This is a genomic window from Alphaproteobacteria bacterium (assembly GCA_040218575.1).
Lineage (GTDB): Bacteria > Pseudomonadota > Alphaproteobacteria > JAVJRE01 > JAVJRE01 > JAVJRE01.
In genome coordinates, this window is record JAVJRE010000007.1 from 613,582 (window position 1) to 633,318 (window position 19,737).

Here is a 19,737-nt window from a genome sequence, read left to right on the forward strand (position 1 = left end):
CGGGAGAACCGCCCTCCGTTCGTTCTCCCTGACACTGGGCGGGAGAGGTCACCGCGATGACCCTCCCGCCCCTTTTTTTGTTCGCAACGCCTTGCCGTGGACGGCTGGCTAGAGCGTCGGTCAGCGCCTATGCTTGGGCCCCGATTTCAATTTCAGGGAGCCCGCCATGGCCGGACGCATTGCTGCCCGTCTCTCAGAACTCGCCATCACATTGCCCGAGGCGCCGCCGCCGGCGGCCAACTATGTGCCATGGGTGAGAAGCGGCAATCAGGTCATCGTCGCCGGCCAGATTCCGGTCCGGGACGGCAAGCGGCCCTATGTGGGCAAGCTGGGTGGCGGTGTCAGCAACGCCGACGGCCAGGCGGCGGCGCGGCTGTGCGCCATCAACCTGCTGGCCCAGGTGCGGGCGGCGGTGGACGGCGATCTGGACCGGGTGGTGCGGGTCCTGCGGCTTGGCGGCTTCGTCAACGCCACGGCCGACTTTACCGAGCACCCGGCGATCATCAACGCCGCCTCGGACCTGATGGTGGAGGTGTTCGGCGAGGCCGGACGCCACGCCCGTTTCGCGGTGGGCGCGCCGAGCCTGCCGTTCGACGTGGCGGTGGAGATCGACGGCCTGTTCGAGGTCCGGTGAGCGCCCTGCCCCGGAGGCCCTGAACCATGCCCGACGGCGCCGATCCGGTGCAGATCCGGGTCATTGACAGCATCGCCACTTTGGATGCCGGCCAGTGGGACGCACTGGCCGATCCGGCGGGCAACCCGTTTGTCGGCCATGCCTTTCTGCTGGCCCTGGAGGAAAGCGGATCGGCCGTCGCCAGCCAGGGCTGGCAGGCGCAGCACCTGGCGGTGGAGGATGGCGAAGGGCGGCTGATCGCCGCCGCGCCGATGTATCTCAAAAGCCATTCCCAGGGCGAGTATGTGTTCGACCATGGCTGGGCCCAGGCGTGGGAGCAGGCCGGCGGCCGGTATTATCCCAAGCTGCAGGCGGCGGTGCCCTTTTCGCCGGTGCCGGGGCCACGGCTGCTGACCGGCGGCGCGATTGACACGCCGCGCCTGCGCCAGGCGCTGGCCGCCGCCATGATGGAGGTGGCGCGGCGCATGGACCTGTCAAGCGTCCACGTGACCTTCTGCCGGGAGGACGAGCAGGCAGCGCTGGTGGAGGCCGGGTTCCTGCCGCGCCTTGGCATGCAGTACCACTGGCACAACGACGGCTATGAGACGTTCGATGATTTTCTCGGCGCCCTGAACAGCCGTAAACGTAAAGCCATCCGCAAGGAACGCGCGGCGGTGGTGCGCGAAGGCCTGATCGTGCGGGCGCTCAATGGCGACGACATCAAACCGCGCCACTGGGACGCCTTCTTCCATTTCTACATGGACACCAGCGATCGCAAATGGGGCTATCCCTATCTGACGCGGGAGTTCTTTGCCCGGCTGGGCGAAACCATGGCCAATCAGGTGGTGCTGATCATGGCCGAGGACGATGGCCAGCCGGTGGCCGGCGCCCTCAATCTTGTGGGACGCGACTGCCTGTTCGGCCGCAACTGGGGCTGCATCGCCGATTTCCGCTTTCTCCATTTCGAGGCCTGCTACTACCAAGCCATCGACTATGCCATCGCCCACGGTCTGAGCCGGGTCGAGGCCGGCGCCCAGGGCCAGCACAAGGTGCAGCGCGGCTATCTGCCGGTGGCCACCCACTCCGCCCACTGGATCCGCGACGAGGGATTCCGCCAGGCGGTGGAGAACTTCGTCCGGCGCGAGGAACGCGCCATGCGGCACGAGATGGAGGCGGTGGCGACGCAATCCCCGTTCCGCCAGGAGGGTGACGGAAAGCACTGAGCGGGCCTGTAAATTACCGCCGTCACGGGATGGTTTTGTCACAATTGCGCCAAAATCACAGTGCTGATTCAGCGCTGACGACACGCCGTCCTTGATGATCGCGACCGCGCCTTCCGGAGCGGAACAGACCCCACAAGCCAGAACCAGCGCGTGCCCGATTTACCGCCTTTCAGGTGACAGGCATGGACACGAGATGGACAGTTTGGCCGGCGGCCATCCGCCCGGCAAAGGGACTGATTGTGCTGCTTGTGGCGACGGCGGCTATTCTCGCCGGCCCGCCGGCCAGCGGCCAGACCCCCACCCCATCAGCCGGCACCCTGGCCGGCAGCCTGGCTGATAGCCTGTTCGAGCAGGTGGCGGCGCAGGCCGAAAACATGGCCAACGCGCCCTTCCAGACCGCCGATGTGGAGCTGACCGGCGCCCTGGCGGATATTGACTATGACGCCTATCGCACCATCCGCTTCCGCAAGGACCAGGCGCTGTGGCGCGACGAAACACCGTTCTCCGTCGAACTGTTTCACCTGGGGTTCCTGTTCCGGACACAGGTTCAGATCAATCTGGTTGACGAATCCGGGACTCATGCCCTGCCTTTCGACCAAACGCTCTTCGACTATGGCCAGAGCGGTATTGGCGAGGCCCTGGGCAGCGCCAACAGCGATGCGGCTGCGGCCATCGGCTATGCCGGATTCAAGATTCTCTATCCGCTGCACCGGCCGGATGTGCGGGATGAGGTGGCAGTCTTTCTCGGTGCGTCCTATTTCCGGCTGCTGGCGCGCAACCAGGTCTATGGCCTGTCGGCACGCGGCCTGGCGCTGGGCACCGCCAGTCCCGAGGGCGAAGAATTCCCCACCTTCCGCGAGTTCTGGCTGGTCAAGCCGGCAGCGGACAGCGGGACGATCACGGTCTATGCCCTGCTGGACAGCCCCTCGCTGACCGGTGCCTACCGGTTTGACATCCGGCCGGGCGCGCAGACGGTAGTGGACACGCGCCTTCGTCTGTTCGCCCGCGCGGACGAGCCGCTGCGGCCGGGCCTGGCGCCGCTGACCAGCATGTTTCTCTATGGCGAGAACCGCCGCCCCTATCACGACGACTACCGCCCGGAAGTGCACGACTCCGACGGTGTGCTGATGCACACCGCCCGCGGCGAATGGCTGTGGCGGCCGGTGGCCAATCCGGCCCGTCTGCGGGTCACGACCCTGCTGGATGACGCGGCAGGCGGTCCGGCCGGTTTCGGCCTGATGCAGCGTGATCGGGACTTCGCCAACTATCTGGACAGCGAGGCGCACTATGAACGCCGGCCCAGTCTGTGGGTGGAGCCGGTGGACGGCTGGGGCCCCGGCGCCGTGCATGTGGTGGAAATTCCCAGCCCCGAAGAGATCAACGACAATATTGTCGCCTTCTGGCAGCCGGCCGCGCCACTGACACGCCAAGCGCCACTGGAGGTTCGCTACCGCCAGTATGCGCTGTCGACCATGCCGGACGGGCACGGCCACATGGGCCATGCGGTGCGCACGCGCGAAGGATGGGCATCGGTGCCCGGATCGGCCGTGAAGCCGCCGCGTACGGTGCGCCGCCTGGTGGTGGATTTCACGGGCGGCGCACTGGACGGGCTCGACCCGAGCCAGCCGGTCGCCGCCGACCTGCAGGTGACAGGGGCGCTGGCCCGCGTGGATCACGTGGCGGCGGTGCCCGGGACCGACCTGTGGCGCGTCTCGTTTACCATCACGCCGGACGGCGGCGATGCGGTGGACATGCGTCTGTTCCTGAGCCTCAACGGCCAGCGCCTGAGCGAGACATGGACCGCGGTGTGGAGCCGTCATGACCTCCGCTGAGACCGCCGCCGCTCACGGCCTGCCGCGAAACGTCACGCCGCCCGCTGAGCACCGCCGGCCGGTAGTGGGTGACGCCACCCACGACGTGGTGGTCCGGCCGCTGTTCTTCGCCTTGGTCGCCACCACGGTGCTTGGTGGCGGGCTGATCCTGTTCGACATTCTGCGGGCCAACGGGTTGAGCCTGACCGAGGCCCTTATCCTGCCGCTGTTCGTCATCACCTTCGGCTGGATCGCCCTGTCGTTCTGGACGGCGGTGGCGGGCTTCGTGCTGCGGCTTGTGCGCCTGGACCCGCTGACCCTGCGCCGCTATCCGCCAGCTCTGGCGGAACCGGCGGCAGCGGCCGCAGCGGCGACCCTGCGCACCGCCATCGTCATGCCCATCCGCAACGAAGACCCGGCGGCGGCATTGGGCTGCCTGGAGACCACCTGCCGCTCGCTGCAAGCCACCGGCCAGTTCGCCCATTTCCATGTGTTCGTCCTCAGCGATTCCGACGACGCCGCGCTGTTCGACGGCGAAGCGGAGGGAACCAGGGCCCTGGCCAGACGGCTTGGCGCGGCGGAGCGCTTCCACTATCGCCGGCGGACCAGCAATGAAGGGCGCAAGGCCGGCAACATCGCCGCCTTTTGCCACGCGCACGGTGCCGACTATGACGCCATGCTGGTGCTCGACGCCGACAGCGTGATGACCGGCGAGACGATCCTGGCCCTGATCACCGACATGAGCCGGCGGGCCGACGCCGGCATCATCCAGACCGTGCCCCTGCCGGTCGGTCAGTCGCTGATCTTCGGACGCGCCATTCAGTTCGCCGCCCGCCTGTCGAGCCCTATGCTGGCCACCGGCCATGCCCTGTGGCAGCGCGGCGAATCCAACTACTGGGGCCACAACGCCTTGGTCCGCCTGGCCCCCTTCCACCGCCACGCCATGCTGACGCCGCTGCCCGGGCCGCCGCCCATGGGCGGCGACATCATGAGCCACGATTTCGTCGAGGCCGCGCTGCTGCGGCGGGCCGGCCATCGCACCTATGTCCGGGCCGACCTTGGCGGCAGCTATGAAGGCCTGCCAGGCGACCTGTTCGATTATCTGGCGCGCGAGCGCCGCTGGGCCCAGGGCAATCTGCAGCACTTGCGGCTGCTGGCCCTGCCGGGCCTGCACGTCATGAGCCGGCTCAACCTGCTGCTTGGCGCGCTGGCCTTCCTGGCCTCGCCGATCTGGCTTGGACTCCTGGCGCTGACCACTGTCTCAGCCATGAGCTGGAGCCTGGGCACACACGACTATTTCACCGCCGGACGACAGCTCTTCCCCGACTGGCTTGTGGGCAAGCCGGACGAAATCCGGGCGTTGTTCATTGCCACCGCCGCCATGCTGTTCCTGCCGAAGGTCCTGGCCCTGATCCTGGCCCTGACCAGCCAGACCGCACGAGCCGGCTTCGGCGGCGGTCTGACCCTGACCGCCAGCACCCTGGCGGAAAGCCTGTTCGCCGTGCTGATGGCACCGGTGATCATGCTCTACCACAGCCGTTTCGTGGCCGGGATTCTGGCCGGCCGCGCCGTCGGCTGGCGCTCCCCCCGGCGCGGCGAAGGGGCGGCGGACCGGACCCTGGCGCTGCGCGCCGGGCGACTGCCCGGCCTTGTGGGCCTGGTCTGGGGCGGCGTGACCCTGGCCGCGGCGCCGCTGTTCTTCTGGTGGTTGGCGCCGGTGCTGCTGGGCCTGGTGGCGGCGGCACCGATGATCATGCTGTCTGGAGACAAGGCATGGGGCCGGCGGGTCATGCGCGCCGGTGTGTTCCGTACGCCCGAAGAGATGGTGGCGCGCCCCGATACGCGTCCTGTGCACGGCCGCCCGGACGACCGCGGGCTGCTGTCCGCCGCCGGCTAGAGCGGGCCGTCGAACACCGCAGCCCGGGTCTGCCGCAATCCCAGCGATAGATAGAGCGCACAGGCCGCCCGGTTATCCGGTTCAGTCGCCACCCACCATTCCTGACAACCGCGGGCACGGCCGGCCGCCGCCAGAATCGCCAGCAGGCGGCTGGCGACGCCGCGACGACGCCAATGGGGCGCTACACCAAGATTGTCCACATAGAGCTGTGGCGCGCCGTCCGGGTGGTGATGAACCATGGCGCGAGCCTGACCGACCAGGAGCCCGGCCGGCCCGCGGCCGGGCGTCATCCCGTCGGCCACGACCCGGGCAATGGCCATCAGGTGGCCCGGTGCGGCGAGATAAGCCTGCAAGTGAGCGTAGGCCACGGGATGATCGAAGATCTCGTCATCCATATGGTCGAACAGCGCCGCATCTTGCGGACCGGCCAACCGCAGTTCCAGGCCATCCACCAGGCGACGGGAGTCAGATGACACCTGAGTGCGCCTAGCGCCGTGGCGTGACTTTCTCTTTGCCGCCACCGCCGGCACCACCCGCCTTGCCACGGGAGCGCGCTTTGCTCGCCGTCGGCTTCTCCGTTTTTGGCGCGGCAAGCGCCGGCACATCCTTCTGATATTCGAAGACCAGTGCGTCATCCTTCACATGGACGGTGACGGCGCCGCCCTTCTCCAACGCGCCAAACAGAAGCTCTTCCGCCAGCGGCTGCTTGATCTTGCTCTGGATGACACGGGCCAGCGGTCGCGCGCCGAAGGCCGGATCGAACCCCTTTTCCGCCAGCCACAGGCGCGCCTGGTCGGTCAGCTCAATAGTGACATGGCGGTCGGCAAGCTGCGCCTCCAACTGCATGACGAACTTGTCCACCACGCGCTGCATCACCTCCATAGAGAGGTTGGCAAAGGGAATTGTGGCATCAAGCCGGTTACGGAACTCCGGCGAGAACATGCGGTTGATGGCTTCCTCGTCGTCGCCGACCCGCACACTGCCGCCGAAGCCAATAGCCGGCTTGGCCATGTCGGCCGCGCCGGCGTTAGTGGTCATGATCAGAATGACGTTGCGGAAGTCCACGTTCTTGCCGTTGTGGTCGGTCAGCTTGCCGTGGTCCATGACCTGCAAAAGAATATTGAACAGGTCAGGATGGGCCTTCTCGATTTCATCCAGCAGCAGAACCGCATGGGGATGTTGATCAATGGCATCGGTCAGCAGGCCGCCCTGGTCGAATCCCACATAGCCCGGCGGCGCGCCAATCAGGCGCGACACGGTGTGACGCTCCATATACTCGCTCATATCGAAGCGGATCAGTTCGATTCCCATGGCGCGGGCAAGCTGGCGCGCCACCTCGGTCTTGCCGACGCCGGTAGGACCGGAGAAGAGGTAGGAGCCGATGGGCTTTTCCGGTTCACGCAGACCGGCGCGGGCCAGCTTTATGGCACTGGACAGCGCGTTAATGGCCGGGTCCTGACCGAAGACCATGGTCTTAAGGTCCCGTTGCAGGTTCTCCAGAACGGACTTGTCATCGTTCGACACGGTCTTCGGCGGTATGCGGGCGATCTTCGCCACGACCGCCTCCACGTCCTTGACCGAAATTGTCTTCTTGCGCCGGCTGGGCGGCAGCAGCTTCTGGGCGGCGCCAACCTCATCGATCACGTCGATCGCCTTGTCCGGCAGCTTGCGGTCGCCGATATAGCGGTGTGACAGCTCCACCGCCGTACGCAGGGCGTCGGCGGTGTAGTGCACGCCATGATGCTCTTCATAGTAGGGCTTCAGACCGCGCAGAATCTTCACTGTATCCTCGACCGACGGTTCATTGACGTCGATTTTCTGGAAACGACGGACAAGGGCGCGATCCTTTTCGAAGTAGCTGCGGTATTCCTTGTAGGTGGTCGAGCCGATGCAGCGGACAGTGCCCGAAGCCAGCGCCGGCTTGAGCAGATTGGAAGCGTCCATGGAGCCGCCGGAGGTGGCGCCGGCGCCGATGACCGTGTGAATCTCATCAATGAACATGATGGCGCCGGGAATGGCTTCCAGCTCTGACAGGACGGCCTTGAGCCTTTCCTCGAAGTCGCCGCGATAACGGGTGCCAGCGAGCAGCGATCCCATGTCGAGCGAGTAAATCGTGGCGTCGGCCAGGACGTCCGGCACATCGCCCTTGACGATACGCAGGGCCAGCCCTTCGGCAATGGCCGTCTTGCCAACGCCGGGATCCCCCACATAGAGCGGGTTGTTCTTGGTGCGTCGGCACAACACCTGGATGGTGCGCTCCACTTCCGCTTCGCGGCCGATGAGCGGATCGATGCGACCGTCGCGCGCCTTCTTGTTGAGATTGACGCAATAAGCCTGCAAGGCCTCCTGGCCCTTGACCGCCGGCTCGCCACCCTCCTCTTCGGCACCCTGCACCGGGCGCGGCTCCGACAGTCCCTGCACCTTGGCGATACCGTGCGAGATATACTGCACTGCGTCGAGCCGGCTCATATCCTGGAGCTGGAGAAAGTACACGGCGTGGGACTCACGCTCCGAGAAGATAGCCACCAGCACATTGGCGCCGGTGACTTCCTCGCGGCCCGACGACTGAACATGAATCGCCGCTCGCTGCAGGACACGCTGGAAACTGGCGGTGGGCTTGGCCTCGATGAAGTGGTCGGTGCGCAGACCATCAAGCTCTCCATCCACATATTCCGTCAGGTCCTGGGTCAGCCGCTCCGCGTCAACGCCACACGCCTTGAGCACTGCAACCGCGTCCTGATCCTGGGTCAGCGCCAGCAGTAGATGTTCCAGAGTCGCATATTCGTGCCGCCGCTCATTAGCCAGAGCGAGGGCGCGACGGAGACTTTGCTCCAGGTTGCGTGACAGCATCGGCGACGGCTCCTCTCCGGGCTTGCGCCCTATTCCTTCTCCAGCGTGCACTGCAGCGGGTGCTGGTTCTCCCGCGCGAACTCAATCACCTGATTCACCTTGGTCTCGGCGACTTCGTAGGTATAGACGCCGCAGATACCAATACCGCGCCGGTGGACATGCAGCATGATCTGCGTCGCTTCTTCCTGGTTCTTGTGAAAAAAGCGTTCCAGGACCAGAACGACAAACTCCATGGGCGTGTAGTCATCATTGAGCAGCAGGACCTTGTACATGGACGGCTTCTTCGTCCGCACCCGGGTCTCCACCACGACCCCCGTATCATCGCCGCGCCCGCCCCGACCGTCGCGGCCGCCATCAGCGTCGCCCGGCCCCTCAGGACCGCCTGGATCCGTCCTGTCCGGCGTGCCGGGCTGTGATGGCGGCACCGATGGACGAGCCAGACCCGGCGCCGGCCGGGACCGCAGGATCGGCCCGCGCGAACCCCCTGCCGCGCACATTGGTGCGGGCGGGACCGCAGGGACCGGCGGGACCGACATCATCGTCACTGCATTTTCATCCACACAGCCATGCCGCATGGCACACCCTGCCGGCACGGTGCGGCTGACGCCGCCGCAGCAGTCTGACACAGGAGACGTAAAGCAGGCTTTAACCACATGGGAATCATATGGGATGGAGCCGGCCGCCGCAAAGGGCGACAGTCAAGAAAGGCTTGATTGGTGCCACGTTGTGACCGGAATGTGACGAGCGGTCCGGCGAACGGGCATGGCGGTTGTGAGCGCTGTGCGGTTGGCCATGGCGAGCCGGTTGACCGGCCGGTTTTACCCTTCCCTAACCACGACCACCGCACAGTGGCGGGCGACCGCCGTTGCAGAATGCTCTTCTGGGGCGACCCGGGGGCACCGGGGCAGATGTGGGCGTGGTGCGGCGGCTGGTGCGGCGGCAAGGCGGCAGAAGCACTGGGTTTTTAGTCAGGGGTGGACGGAATACTGCAAGTTTAGCTAGAATCCCATTGATTTCGCTAGCATATCGTCTGTCCCGGGAGGGGACGATCTGTGGCGGCCATACAAGGGCAGGAGGCGGGTCGTGCAGGGGACGACCAGATCCGATAAGCGGCCAGATCACACTGGCCCAGAGCAGGCCGGCGACGCCCGTCATGAGGCGCGCCGCGGTCAGCGCCTGCGTGTGCGCGGACTGGCTGGCCTGGTGCTGGGTGGCCTGATGGTGCTGAGTGGCGTGCTGGCGGTAGGCGTGGCGCCTGCCGAGGCGCGCTATGCATCCATCGTGATTGACGCGCGGACCGGCCAGATCCTGCATCAGGAGAACGCCGCGACGCGGAATTATCCGGCCTCGCTGACCAAGATGATGACCCTGTATCTGGTCTTCGAGGCGCTGGAGACCGGCCGCCTGACCATGGATCAGAAACTGCCGGTATCCCGCACGGCGGCCGGCCGCTCGCCGTCGAAGCTCGGCCTGGCGGCGGGTTCCACCATTTCGGTGCGGGACGCCATCAACGCCCTGATCGTCAAGTCGGCAAATGACGTGGCCACGGTCGTTGCGGAAGCGCTGGGCGAGAGCGAGCGCAACTTCGCCCGCCGCATCATGACCGGCAAGGCGCGGGAACTGGGAATGGCCGACACCACCTTCCAGAATGCATCCGGCCTGCCCAACCAGGGCCAGTTGACCACCGCCGCCGACATGGCGCGGCTGGTTTATGCCCTGCAGCGGGACTTTCCGAAGTACTACCCGCTGTTCAGCCAGCAGAGCTTCACCTGGCAGGGCAAGACCTATCGCGGCCACAACCGCATGCTGTCCAGTTTTTCCGGTACCGACGGCGTGAAGACAGGCTATATCGCCGCATCGGGTTTTCAGATCGCCACATCGGCGGTGCGCAACAACCGCCGCCTGATTGGCGTTGTCCTCGGCGGGCGCACCGCCGCGTCACGCGATGCCCACATGGCGACCCTGCTCAATAACGGATTCGACCGGATCTCCGCCCTGCCCGCCATCCTGGTGGCCGTGAAGCCCGGTAGCCCTCCGCTGGCCATAGCCAATGACGGACCGGAGCGAAGCCATGGCATCCAGGTGGGCGCCTTCTCTCGCTTTGCGCCAGCTCATCTGGCGGCTACCCGTGCGCTCCGCAACGCCGCCACCATCGTCGGTGCGGCGCACATCAGCGTTGACGAGATCGCCGGCGACAGCGGGCCCCTCTATCGCGCCCGTCTGATCGGCCTGGCGCAGAACGACGCACAGCGCGCCTGCGCCCTGTTGCAGCAGCGTTCGATGGATTGCCTGGTGGTGGTGACCGGCAGCGGTGGCCAGCTGGCCTCCAACTAGCGCCCCGGCCGTCTCAAGGCCCGGCCTCTCAGAGCCCGGCGGACTCCGCCACGGCGTCCAGAGTATCCCGGGCAACGCCGCTTTTCGCCAGTTGGTCTGAGAGTGCCGCGACCAGACGCGAGAGCGCCGCCGTGTCCGGCCCCTCGCAGCGAGCGACCAGCATTTCCGATGTATTTGACGCGCGCAGCAGCCACCAGCCATCCGCCGTGGAAACGCGCACGCCGTCCAGATCAGACAGGGTGGCACCGGCGGCGGTCAGCCTGGTCCGCACGTCCTCGACAATGGCGAACTTGCGCACCGCCGGCACCGGCACACGAATTTCCGGCGTGTTGACCACCTTCGGCAGAGAGTCGTGAAACACCGCCAGGGTCATGTCAGAGGCGGCAAGAATCCGCAGCAGGCGCATGGCCGCATAGAGCGCGTCGTCATAGCCATAGTAGCGATCGGCGAAAAAGATATGCCCGCTCATTTCGCCGGCAAGCGGCGCGCCAAGCTCCGCCATGCGCGACTTGATGATGGAATGGCCGGTGCGCGCCATGACCGGTTTTCCGCCCATGGCGGCGATGCGGTCAAACAGAACCTGGCTGGCCTTGACGTCAGCGACGATGGGTGCACCGGGATTGTGGCGCAGCACGTCCTGGGCCAGCAGCACCAGAAGCTGGTCCGCCCACAGGATGCGCCCCTGCCCGTCAACCACCCCAAGGCGGTCGCCATCACCATCGAAGGCGAGCCCCGCCTCCAGCCCCTGGTCGAGCACCAGTGCCTGCAACTCAACCAGGTTGGCGGGCACGGTGGGGTCGGGATGGTGCGCCGGAAAACGTCCGTCAATGTCGCCATTGATCACCGGATGACGGCCTGGCAGCGCCGCCGTCAACGCCTGCACCGCATCACCGGCCGCGCCATTGCCGGGGTCCCAGCCGATGGCCAGGGGCCGGCCGCCGTCAGGCGCTTCCTGCAGCAGGCGATCGAGATAGTCCTGTGACAGCGACTCCACGCGCGCCACGCCGGGCGCCACACCTGGCGAACCGCCAGATGCGACGGCGGCGAGCGTATCGGCTTCCCGCCCCAGGGCCTGGATGTCCGGGCCATAGAAGGAGCGACGACCGAGCATCATCTTGATGCCGTTGTGATCGGGCGGATTGTGCGAACCGGTGACCATCAGACCGCCATCGAGATCCAGCCGCCAGACGGCAAAATAGAGCATCGGAGTCGGGCCACGGCCGATCCGCGCCACATCAACGCCGCCGCCGATCAAGCCGTCCACCAGGGCCGCCTCCAGCGCCGGCGAGCTAAGCCGTCCGTCATAGCCAACCGCCACCCGGCGGCCACCGGCGGCGATGACCCGGCCCGCGAAGGCCCAGCCGATAGCCGCAAAGTCCGGCTCGTTGAGGGTGTCGCCGACGATGCCACGAATATCATATTCGCGGAGGATTGACGGATCGAGCCGATGGGCCGTCACGACGACGGATGATCCCCGGTTGTCGGCGTATCCGTTGGCGGCGCCTCAGCCGCCGGTATGCCCGGCGGCCGGCCCAGCGAGGTATAGCGAAAACCCTGTTGCGCCGCGTCAGCGGGGCTGTAGATGTTGCGCAGGTCAATCAGAACCGGCTGGCGCATAAGGCGGCGGGCGCGGGCCAGATCCAGACCGCGAAACTCATTCCACTCCGTGACAATGACCAGCGCGTCGGCGCCGGTCAGCGCCTGCCAGGAGTCCGTGCACCATTGCACCCCCGGCAGCAGCGGACGGGCCTCGTCCATGCCTTCGGGATCATAGGCGCAGACATGGGCGCCGGCGGCCTGCAGGGCCGGAATGATATGGAGGCTGGGAGCTTCGCGCATATCGTCGGTGTTGGGTTTGAAGGTCAGGCCGAGAATGGCGATCCGGCGATCCCGCACGGTGCCGCCGAGCGCCGCGATAATGCGGCCGGCCATGGCTTGCTTGCGCTGCTCGTTGACCTGCAGCAGGGTTTCAACCAGCCGCAGCGGCGCGCCCGCATCGCTTGCGGTGCGCACCACGGCGCGGCTGTCTTTGGGGAAGCAGGAGCCACCGAATCCCGGGCCGGGATGGAGGAACTTGGCGCCGATACGACCGTCGAGACCGATGCCGCGGGCCACATCCTGAACATCGGCCCCCACCTTCTCGCACAGGTCGGCGATTTCGTTGATGAAGGTGATCTTGAGCGCCAGGAAGGCGTTGGCGGCATATTTCGCCAGCTCCGCCGTTTCCAGATCGGTGAACAGGATGGGCGTCTCGCGCAAAAAGAGCGGCCGGTATATCTCTCGCATGACAGCGCGGGCGCGATCATCATCACTGCCGATGATGATGCGGTCCGGCCGCATGAAATCACCAATGGCCGAGCCTTCGCGCAGAAACTCCGGGTTTGACACCATGGCGAAGTCGCGCCCGCCAGCGGCGGTGATAATCTCCGCCACGCGACGGCCGGTGCCCACCGGCACGGTGGACTTGTTGACGATGACCGTGAAGCCCTTGAGCAGCGGGGCGATCTGGCTGGCGGCAGCTTCCACATAGCTGAGGTCGGCATGACCGTCGCCGCGCCGCGACGGCGTGCCGACGGCAATGAATACCGCATCCGCCCCGTTTACGGCCGCCGCCAGATCGGTGGTGAAGGAAAGCCGGCCGGCCGCCATATTGTTGCGAACCAGTTCCGGCAGGCCGGGCTCGAAGATGGGCATGTCGGCGGCCTGCAGGCGGGCAATTCTGGCCGCGTCCGTGTCGACGCAGACAACATCGGCGCCAAACTCCGAAAAACAGGCGCCCGACACCAGCCCCACATAGCCGGCCCCCACCATGGCAATGCGCATCGTTCGGTTTCCTTCCGGAGCTAGGCGTCGGCAGCGGGCGTGAGGCCCGCCAGAAGCTGCCGCACCTCCGCCGCCAGTTCCGGCCGTTCAAGGGCCAGCGCCAGATTGGCCGCCAGAAACCCGGCCTTGCCGCCGCAGTCAAAGCGTTGGCCGTCAAACCTGTAGGCGAAGACCGGTTGTTCGGCCAGCAGCGCCGCCATGGCATCGGTCAGTTGAATCTCGCCGCCGGCGCCGCGGCGGCCGGCCGCCAGATGATGGAACAGGCGGGGTTGCAGGATATAGCGACCGGGCAGCATGAGGTTGGACGGCGCGTCTTCCGGCGCCGGCTTTTCGACCATGCCGGCCAGCGGGATCAACCCGTCATCATTGGCCGGACCGGCCGGCGCGATGACTCCGTAGCGGCTGACGTCGGCGGCAGGCACCTCCAGCGCCGCGACACAGTTGCCGCCGGCCCGGCGCCACGCGGTAGCCATGGCCGCCAGGCAGGGCGGATCGCCGCGCAGCAATTCATCAGGCAGGAGAACGGCAAAGGGCTCTTCGCCCACCAGCGCGCGGGCGCAGGCCACCGCGTGACCAAGACCAAGCGGCCGGTCCTGCTGCACATAAGAGAAGCGCACCCCCGCCGGCACGGCGGCGCGCAATACCTCCAGACGGTGGGTCTCGCCGCGCTCCGCCAGCAGGGCCTCCAGCGCCGGGGCCGGCGAGAAATAGTCCTGTATGGCGGGCTTGCCGGGCGCGGTAATGAAAATGATCTCGCTGACGCCGGCGGCAACCGCCTCCTCCACCGCATAGGACACCAGCGGGCGGTCGACCACCGGCAGCAGTTCCTTGGCCACGGCCTTGGTCACCGGCAGGAAACGGGTGCCGGCGCCGGCCACCGGCAGAACGGCTTTACGCAGGATGGGGGCGGCGGACGGCATGAGGTGGTGATAGCCGGGGCGGCCGGTTTGGTCAAAGACGATCTGCGCGGAGAGGTCAGGCGGCCCGGCCGGGTCAGGCGTCCAGCAGAACCGACCTGGCCTCATTGATGCGGCTGGCCAGCCAGTCGGAGCCACCCTGATCGGGATGGAGTTTCAACATCAGGCGGCGATAGGCGCGGTCGATATCGTCACGATCCGCGCCCTCGTCCAGCCCCAGAATAGAGAGAGCATCCATGCGGCTCATGGCGCCACTGCCAGCGCTGGCCGCACCCGACCGGCGCGACCCGGGTCGCGACTGGCGGCGGCCATCACCCGCGGAGCTTCCGCCGGCGGCGCCTTCCCCGGCCGCCTCGCGCCAGCCGGGGTGGGCCCGGTCGAGCCAGGCGCCGAGGACGGCGGCCGACTGGGCGTCGCCACGGCATTCCCCGTAGAGATCGAGCAATTCCGTCAGGTCGAGGCTTTCCAGCGAACGGCCCGCATAGCTGCCGGCCAGAACCTGGCCAGACATGGCGCCACTGCCATGGTCGAGCGCCATGCGCAGGAAGCGGGTTTCCACCGCCGAACGGCCGCCGGCCGATGGCCCGCCAGCGTTGCGCGCCCAGCGCGAGCGATTCCTGGCCCGCGCCAGCCAGGGCAGCAGCAAGGGCAGGACCGCCGGCAGCCAGGTCCATCGCCCGGCCCAGACGAAGAACACCGCAATGGCCGCTGCAGCGATAATGGCGCCCCAGCGCAGCGCCCGGGCAATGGTGTGCGGATCCGCCTGAAGAAACCAGCGAGCGAGAAAATAGAGACCGGCACCGACGCCGAGCACGAGAATGAGCCAGGGAAGCATGTCAGCCCACTATAGCGCGTTTCACATCAATCCGCCGGGCCATCCGCGCCGAGCTGGCTGGCAATCAGACGCACCACCTGGCCCTCGCGCTCGCCATAGCGCGCCAGGGCCGGCCGGCCACCGGCGGCATAGGCGGCCACCGCCCCCAGCAGCGCCCGCAACTGACCGGCGCTGGCCCGGTCAAAGTGGCAGCAGGCACCGCGGGTCAGGCGGGCAATCTCCGCAAAGACACGACCAGCGGCCGGGTCATTGCCTTCATGAAAAATGAACACCGGCACGCCCAGCAGGCCGAGTCGGCCGGCCGCGTCCGCCACCTGGTCAATATCCTCTTCGCAGGCATCGCCCACAAAGACGACCGCATCCACCGGCGCCGTGCGCGCCTGTTTGTGCACATGACGCAGCAGGCGGCCAATCTGGGTGTGGCCGGCCTGGCACTGCACCTGCAGCATGAGGTCAGTCAGGGCGCGGGCCGAGGCAATCCAGCGGCTGGCCCGGATCTGGCGAAATCCGCGATAGTAGACGAGCTGCACGTCGAGGCCGCCCAGCGCAGCCGTGGCCTCAAACATCTCGGCCTGAATGTGACAGGCGGAATCCCATGTAGGCTGGCGGCTGGCGGTGGCATCCAGCGCAAAGATCAGGCGGCCCCGCCGTGCCCGAACGCCACCGGTTGAGCGGTCATCAAGCGCCGCCACCTGCGCCAGAAAATCGGCCACCGCACCGGCGCCGGTCGGCGCAGGCGTGGTGTCCGGCGCGGTATCCGACGCGGTGGTCGGCGGGGAGCGGCGATCTGTCTTGCGGTCATCGGCCATGGCACAAGGATGGAGCCGATGACCGGTTCTGCCAAGAGGCGGCTGTGGTTCCTGTTCTTTGCCGGCGCCTATTCGGTGACGATGGGGCTGTCGGGATTGAAGGCATGGAAAGCGAAAGCGAAGGTCAGCTCGTAGGCGACATCGCGGGGGCCCTCGGCGGTTTGCCGTTGCACTACCACATTACCGAGGTCACGACCGGAGGAAATGCGGCTGGCGTCCAAGGCCGAGGCCATGCCGGGGGTCCAGGTGATGACCAGATCGCCGGCCTCGATGCGCCCGCTCTGACGCAGCAGGTCCAGTGACCAGGCCTGATCCTCCACCTTCACCACATAGGCCAGCGGCGCGATATTTTCCGGCAAGGGGCCGCCGAAGAACTGGCGGAATGGTGTGGAGCCACTGTCATATTCGGGATAGGGGTTGCGACCGTAGCTGCGCAGGATGCCGCTGGCCGGCACCAGAACCTGGCCATCGGGATGACGCTCCCGGAAGCGGGCGAAGGATTCCAGCCGCGACGGCACGATGTCCAGCAGCGTGCCGGTCTGATCACCGACAATGGCCTCGCCGGTGAACTGCTGCCACCAACTGAACGTCTGCCGATCATACATGATCAGATCGGAGTGGCGCAGCGCGCCGGAGGTGCCGAACTCCAGCACCTGGCCATCCACGTCGCGGCGAAAGATGAGTGCCGTGTTGCACAAGGGGCAATAGGTGACGGCAACGGGAACCCCACCCACCACGTCATTGACGATCTCGTGCCAGGTCATGATCTGCAGCGGATAGGCGCGGGCATCGCCGTTGATCTCCACTGACAGCACCGGCTCTATGTCATCCAGTGAGTCGTGGCCGGCGGCGTCGGCAAAGGTCGGATCGTCAATGGACGGAATACCGTCGGCACGGAGCACCGGGATCACCTCCGACAGGCTCACCGAGCGCTTGGCGAGATTGGTCTGTGGCCAGTTGCGGGCGAAATAGCTCTCAAGGTCGGCCTCGTCCTGGGCCACCGCCGGGGCAGCCAGGCCAAGGACCAGGGCGACCAACAGCGCCGGCCGGATCAGCAGACGGAACCGCTTGGGGCGGATGGAAAAGCGAGGCATGGCGCATCCTTTTGGCCGGGGGGATCAGGCCACAGGAAACAGGCTGCAGGCGGTGGCGGCAAACCACGCCTCGTCACATTTGGTTGAGAGTGGCGGCCGCCGGCGGCCAGCCTCAGCCGTAGCGGGCGATACAGTCGGCCAGCAAGGCGAAGAAGCCATCGGCGTCGGCCCGGTCCATAACCAGAGCATTGGGCGCACGGTCCTTCTGCCGGCCCCACCAGTCGACCACCGTGCGGCCACGGGTAAACTCTCCGCGCGTTTCCACATCCACATGAACCTCACGGCCGGAAAACAGCTCCGGCTGCAGCAGCCAGGCGATGACACAGGCGTCGTGCAGAGCAACCCCGGCAGTGCCGAAGCGCTCCACCGCCGCTGGCCGCGACAGCTCCAGCGCGCGAACGGCGTCGGCCACCGGCCCTTTGAGCGCGTGAGTGGCGGCCATGCGCGCCGGACTGGCGATGACCTGCATGGTGACGTCGAGACCAAACATCACGATGGGTGCGCCGGCCTCAAAGACGATGCGCGCCGCCTCCGCGTCGGCATAGATGTTGAACTCTGCCGACGGCGTCACATTGCCGAGCGAGGTGGCGCCGCCCATGAGAACAATGCGGGCGATGCGCGGCACGATATCCGGCGCCATGACCATGGCCTGGGCGATGTTGGTCAGAGGCCCCACAGGGCACAGGGTGATTTCACCCGGATCAGCCTGCCGCAGCATGTGGACGATGACGCTGACCGCGTGGCCGTCATCGAGCGGCTGCTTCGGCGGCGGCAGAACGAGATTGCCGAGACCGCTGGCCCCATGCACGTGGGAGGCGTCAGCCACGGGCCCGACCAGGGGCCGCGGGCAGCCCGCATGGACCGGGACTTCCGGTCGGCCGCACAGCTCCCGCAGGGCGCGGGCATTGAGCGCCGTGCGCTCCAGACCCACATTGCCGGCGACCGGCGTAATGGCCCTGACATCGAGCCGCTCCGGCACGGCCAGCGCCATCATCAGCGCCACCGCGTCATCCACGCCGGGATCACAGTCGAAGATGATGGGCAGAGCGGCCATGGTCCGGCCGCCTAGCTGAGGAAGGCGTCTTCGTAGGGGAAGGTCGATAGAATCTCCAGGCCGTTATCGGTGATCAGCACCTGCTGCTCCAGCTTGACGCCCTCGGCGCCGCCTTCAGCACCGACATAGCTTTCGACGCACAAGGTCATACCCGGCTCGACAATCCCTTCGGGATCGGCCAGGCGCCAGATGTCCTGGACGTTGGGGATCGACGGATACTCGTCGCAGAGGCCGACCCCGTGCAGCAGGGAATAGCGATTGGCGGCGTATTCGTTAGGTATCTTCCAGCTCTTCTCACAGATTTCCCGGTGGGTAACGCCTGGTTTCAGCAAGGCGCAGTTATGAGCGATCTGGTCCACCGCCAGGCCATACAGCTTTTTCTGTTCGTCGCTGGGCTTGCCCGGGCCGCAGAAGAACGTGCGGCTCACATCGGCGCAATAGCCGAAGGGGCCGATGAGATCGGTATCGAAGCTGACCAGATCGCCCGGCCGGATAACCCGCTCGCCACATTCCTGGAACCACGGATTGGTCCGCCCGCCGGTGGTCAGCAGACGGGTTTCGATCCACTCGCCGCCCATTTCGATATTCGTCTGATGCAGAATGGACCACAGCGCGTTTTCAGTCATGCCCGGCTTCAGCGCCTCGCGCATGCGGTACATGCCGGCATCGCATACATCCATGCACACATTCATGCAGGCCATCTCCTCCGGCCCCTTGATGACGCGGGCGCGCTCCATCACCTGCTGACCATCCATCACCTCGAAGCCGAGCTCCTGCATGACATTGTGGCCGTAGGGATCGAGATGGTCGAAAGCGACGCGCCGGTTGTCGCCGGACAGACGGCGGATTTCCGTCGCCAGCTCGTCACCCCAGGCGCGAGCGCGGGAGGCGGCCTGCTCCGCCGCCGGGAAATAGAACCAGGTGCGGGCCGGCCGCACCTCGTCCACCGTTTCCAGGCCGGCCGACACCATGATGGCGCCGGGATTGTTGTATTCCCACAGGATGATGGGCCCCTCGGTGGGCACAAAGACGTAGCGCGCCGCGTTGTGCAGGGTCCACACCGCCATCTGACGGGTGCCGGTGGCGTAGCGGATGTTGATGGGGTCATAGAGAACGATGCCGGCATAGTCGCGGGCGCGGAGCTGTTCGCGCACCCGCCCCAGGCGGTACGCCCGGAGCGCCACCATGTCGATCTGGCCTTCATAATCCTTGAGGCCGGCGCCCGGCGCATTCTTGGCCAGGTCGAGTGAGCCCAGTGCTTCCAAACTCATCGGTGTATCCCCCGCAAAGTCCATCGGACCGCCCCGCCCCCGGCACGACCCGGTCCCGGTCCGTGCCGGGACCACGGTAGAACGCCGGCCTCGCCCTGCCAAGCAAGGACGCGGACCGGCGACGCCAGGTCGCAGGCACGTCGGGCAAAGACTCAACGCAGGGAGTCCACATAGCCGGAGAGTCCCTGGAGTCCCTATTGAGCGGG

Annotated in this window: 16 protein-coding genes; 5 read left to right on the plus strand and 11 right to left on the minus strand. The window is 66.6% G+C overall.

The window, feature by feature from the left end:
* Nucleotides 1-166: 166 nt before the first annotated feature.
* The 4 genes from RIE31_12185 (at nt 167) to mdoH (ending at nt 5,544) form a co-directional block, all read left to right on the plus strand.
* The gene (locus tag RIE31_12185; protein ID MEQ8641345.1) at nt 167-634 is read left to right on the plus strand and encodes a RidA family protein; all 468 of its coding nucleotides are present in this window, start codon (nt 167-169) and stop codon (nt 632-634) included.
* 26 nt (nt 635-660) lie between these two features.
* Nucleotides 661-1,836 carry a GNAT family N-acetyltransferase gene (locus tag RIE31_12190; GenBank protein ID MEQ8641346.1) on the plus strand — a complete coding sequence of 392 codons (1,176 nt, stop codon included), beginning with the start codon at nt 661-663 and terminating at the stop codon, nt 1,834-1,836.
* Between the two features lie 182 nt (nt 1,837-2,018).
* The gene (locus RIE31_12195; protein ID MEQ8641347.1) at nt 2,019-3,668 is read left to right on the plus strand and encodes a glucan biosynthesis protein; all 1,650 of its coding nucleotides are present in this window, start codon (nt 2,019-2,021) and stop codon (nt 3,666-3,668) included.
* Nucleotides 3,655-5,544 carry a glucans biosynthesis glucosyltransferase MdoH gene (gene mdoH / locus RIE31_12200; GenBank protein MEQ8641348.1) on the plus strand — a complete coding sequence of 630 codons (1,890 nt, stop codon included), beginning with the start codon at nt 3,655-3,657 and terminating at the stop codon, nt 5,542-5,544. Before RIE31_12195 ends, mdoH begins: the two co-directional genes overlap by 14 nt.
* Here the strand turns inward: mdoH and RIE31_12205 are convergent.
* The 3 genes from RIE31_12205 to clpS are packed head-to-tail and all read right to left on the minus strand — an operon-like array spanning nt 5,541 to nt 8,702.
* On the minus strand, nt 5,541-6,020 hold the full coding sequence (locus RIE31_12205) for a GNAT family N-acetyltransferase (protein MEQ8641349.1): 480 nt from the start codon (nt 6,018-6,020) through the stop codon (nt 5,541-5,543). The two genes, mdoH and RIE31_12205, sit on opposite strands and share 4 nt — an antisense overlap.
* A gap of 10 nt (nt 6,021-6,030) precedes the next feature.
* The gene (clpA, locus tag RIE31_12210; protein MEQ8641350.1) at nt 6,031-8,394 is read right to left on the minus strand and encodes an ATP-dependent Clp protease ATP-binding subunit ClpA; all 2,364 of its coding nucleotides are present in this window, start codon (nt 8,392-8,394) and stop codon (nt 6,031-6,033) included.
* 29 nt (nt 8,395-8,423) lie between these two features.
* Nucleotides 8,424-8,702 carry an ATP-dependent Clp protease adapter ClpS gene (gene clpS / locus RIE31_12215; GenBank protein MEQ8641351.1) on the minus strand — a complete coding sequence of 93 codons (279 nt, stop codon included), beginning with the start codon at nt 8,700-8,702 and terminating at the stop codon, nt 8,424-8,426.
* A gap of 874 nt (nt 8,703-9,576) precedes the next feature.
* Here clpS and RIE31_12220 point away from each other — a divergent pair.
* Nucleotides 9,577-10,728 (plus strand): D-alanyl-D-alanine carboxypeptidase family protein, encoded by a 1,152-nt coding sequence (locus RIE31_12220; GenBank protein MEQ8641352.1) that lies wholly within the window; start codon nt 9,577-9,579, stop codon nt 10,726-10,728.
* Nucleotides 10,729-10,756: 28 nt separating this feature from the next.
* Here RIE31_12220 and RIE31_12225 read toward each other — a convergent pair whose 3' ends face one another.
* From RIE31_12225 to RIE31_12260, 8 genes are all read right to left on the minus strand, one after another.
* On the minus strand, nt 10,757-12,187 hold the full coding sequence (locus RIE31_12225) for a phosphomannomutase/phosphoglucomutase (protein ID MEQ8641353.1): 1,431 nt from the start codon (nt 12,185-12,187) through the stop codon (nt 10,757-10,759).
* Nucleotides 12,184-13,551: a UDP-glucose/GDP-mannose dehydrogenase family protein gene (locus RIE31_12230; GenBank protein MEQ8641354.1), complete on the minus strand. Its 1,368-nt coding sequence runs from the start codon at nt 13,549-13,551 to the stop codon at nt 12,184-12,186. The genes RIE31_12225 and RIE31_12230 overlap by 4 nt, the downstream gene beginning before the upstream one ends.
* A 20-nt stretch (nt 13,552-13,571) precedes the next feature.
* Nucleotides 13,572-14,471, minus strand: a complete 900-nt coding sequence (locus RIE31_12235) for a UTP--glucose-1-phosphate uridylyltransferase (GenBank protein MEQ8641355.1) — start codon at nt 14,469-14,471, stop codon at nt 13,572-13,574.
* Between the two features lie 73 nt (nt 14,472-14,544).
* The gene (locus RIE31_12240) at nt 14,545-15,303 is read right to left on the minus strand and encodes a DnaJ domain-containing protein (GenBank protein ID MEQ8641356.1); all 759 of its coding nucleotides are present in this window, start codon (nt 15,301-15,303) and stop codon (nt 14,545-14,547) included.
* Between the two features lie 26 nt (nt 15,304-15,329).
* On the minus strand, nt 15,330-16,112 hold the full coding sequence (locus RIE31_12245) for a VWA domain-containing protein (GenBank protein ID MEQ8641357.1): 783 nt from the start codon (nt 16,110-16,112) through the stop codon (nt 15,330-15,332).
* A gap of 68 nt (nt 16,113-16,180) precedes the next feature.
* A complete protein-coding gene (locus RIE31_12250; protein MEQ8641358.1) occupies nt 16,181-17,206 on the minus strand; it encodes a DUF3179 domain-containing protein in 1,026 nt (341 codons plus the stop codon).
* A gap of 112 nt (nt 17,207-17,318) precedes the next feature.
* Nucleotides 17,319-18,260 carry a nucleoside hydrolase gene (locus RIE31_12255; protein ID MEQ8641359.1) on the minus strand — a complete coding sequence of 314 codons (942 nt, stop codon included), beginning with the start codon at nt 18,258-18,260 and terminating at the stop codon, nt 17,319-17,321.
* An 11-nt stretch (nt 18,261-18,271) separates the two neighbouring features.
* Entirely contained in the window at nt 18,272-19,531 is a 1,260-nt protein-coding gene (locus RIE31_12260; protein MEQ8641360.1) for a Xaa-Pro peptidase family protein, read from the minus strand.
* Nucleotides 19,532-19,737: the final 206 nt, after the last annotated feature.

Bases quoted from the DNA above. Each gene is read 5' to 3' on its own strand.
- RIE31_12230 (MEQ8641354.1), bottom strand. From the start codon at position 13,551: ATGCGCATTGCCATGGTGGGGGCCGGCTATGTGGGGCTGGTGTCGGGC.
- RIE31_12185 (MEQ8641345.1), top strand. From the start codon at position 167: ATGGCCGGACGCATTGCTGCCCGTCTCTCAGAACTCGCCATCACATTG.
- RIE31_12195 (MEQ8641347.1), top strand. From the start codon at position 2,019: ATGGACACGAGATGGACAGTTTGGCCGGCGGCCATCCGCCCGGCAAAG.
- RIE31_12245 (MEQ8641357.1), bottom strand. From the start codon at position 16,112: ATGGCCGATGACCGCAAGACAGATCGCCGCTCCCCGCCGACCACCGCG.
- RIE31_12260 (MEQ8641360.1), bottom strand. From the start codon at position 19,531: ATGAGTTTGGAAGCACTGGGCTCACTCGACCTGGCCAAGAATGCGCCG.
- RIE31_12190 (MEQ8641346.1), top strand. From the start codon at position 661: ATGCCCGACGGCGCCGATCCGGTGCAGATCCGGGTCATTGACAGCATC.
- RIE31_12240 (MEQ8641356.1), bottom strand. From the start codon at position 15,303: ATGCTTCCCTGGCTCATTCTCGTGCTCGGCGTCGGTGCCGGTCTCTAT.
- mdoH (MEQ8641348.1), top strand. From the start codon at position 3,655: ATGACCTCCGCTGAGACCGCCGCCGCTCACGGCCTGCCGCGAAACGTC.
- clpA (MEQ8641350.1), bottom strand. From the start codon at position 8,394: ATGCTGTCACGCAACCTGGAGCAAAGTCTCCGTCGCGCCCTCGCTCTG.
- RIE31_12250 (MEQ8641358.1), bottom strand. From the start codon at position 17,206: ATGCCTCGCTTTTCCATCCGCCCCAAGCGGTTCCGTCTGCTGATCCGG.
- RIE31_12235 (MEQ8641355.1), bottom strand. From the start codon at position 14,471: ATGCCGTCCGCCGCCCCCATCCTGCGTAAAGCCGTTCTGCCGGTGGCC.
- RIE31_12255 (MEQ8641359.1), bottom strand. From the start codon at position 18,260: ATGGCCGCTCTGCCCATCATCTTCGACTGTGATCCCGGCGTGGATGAC.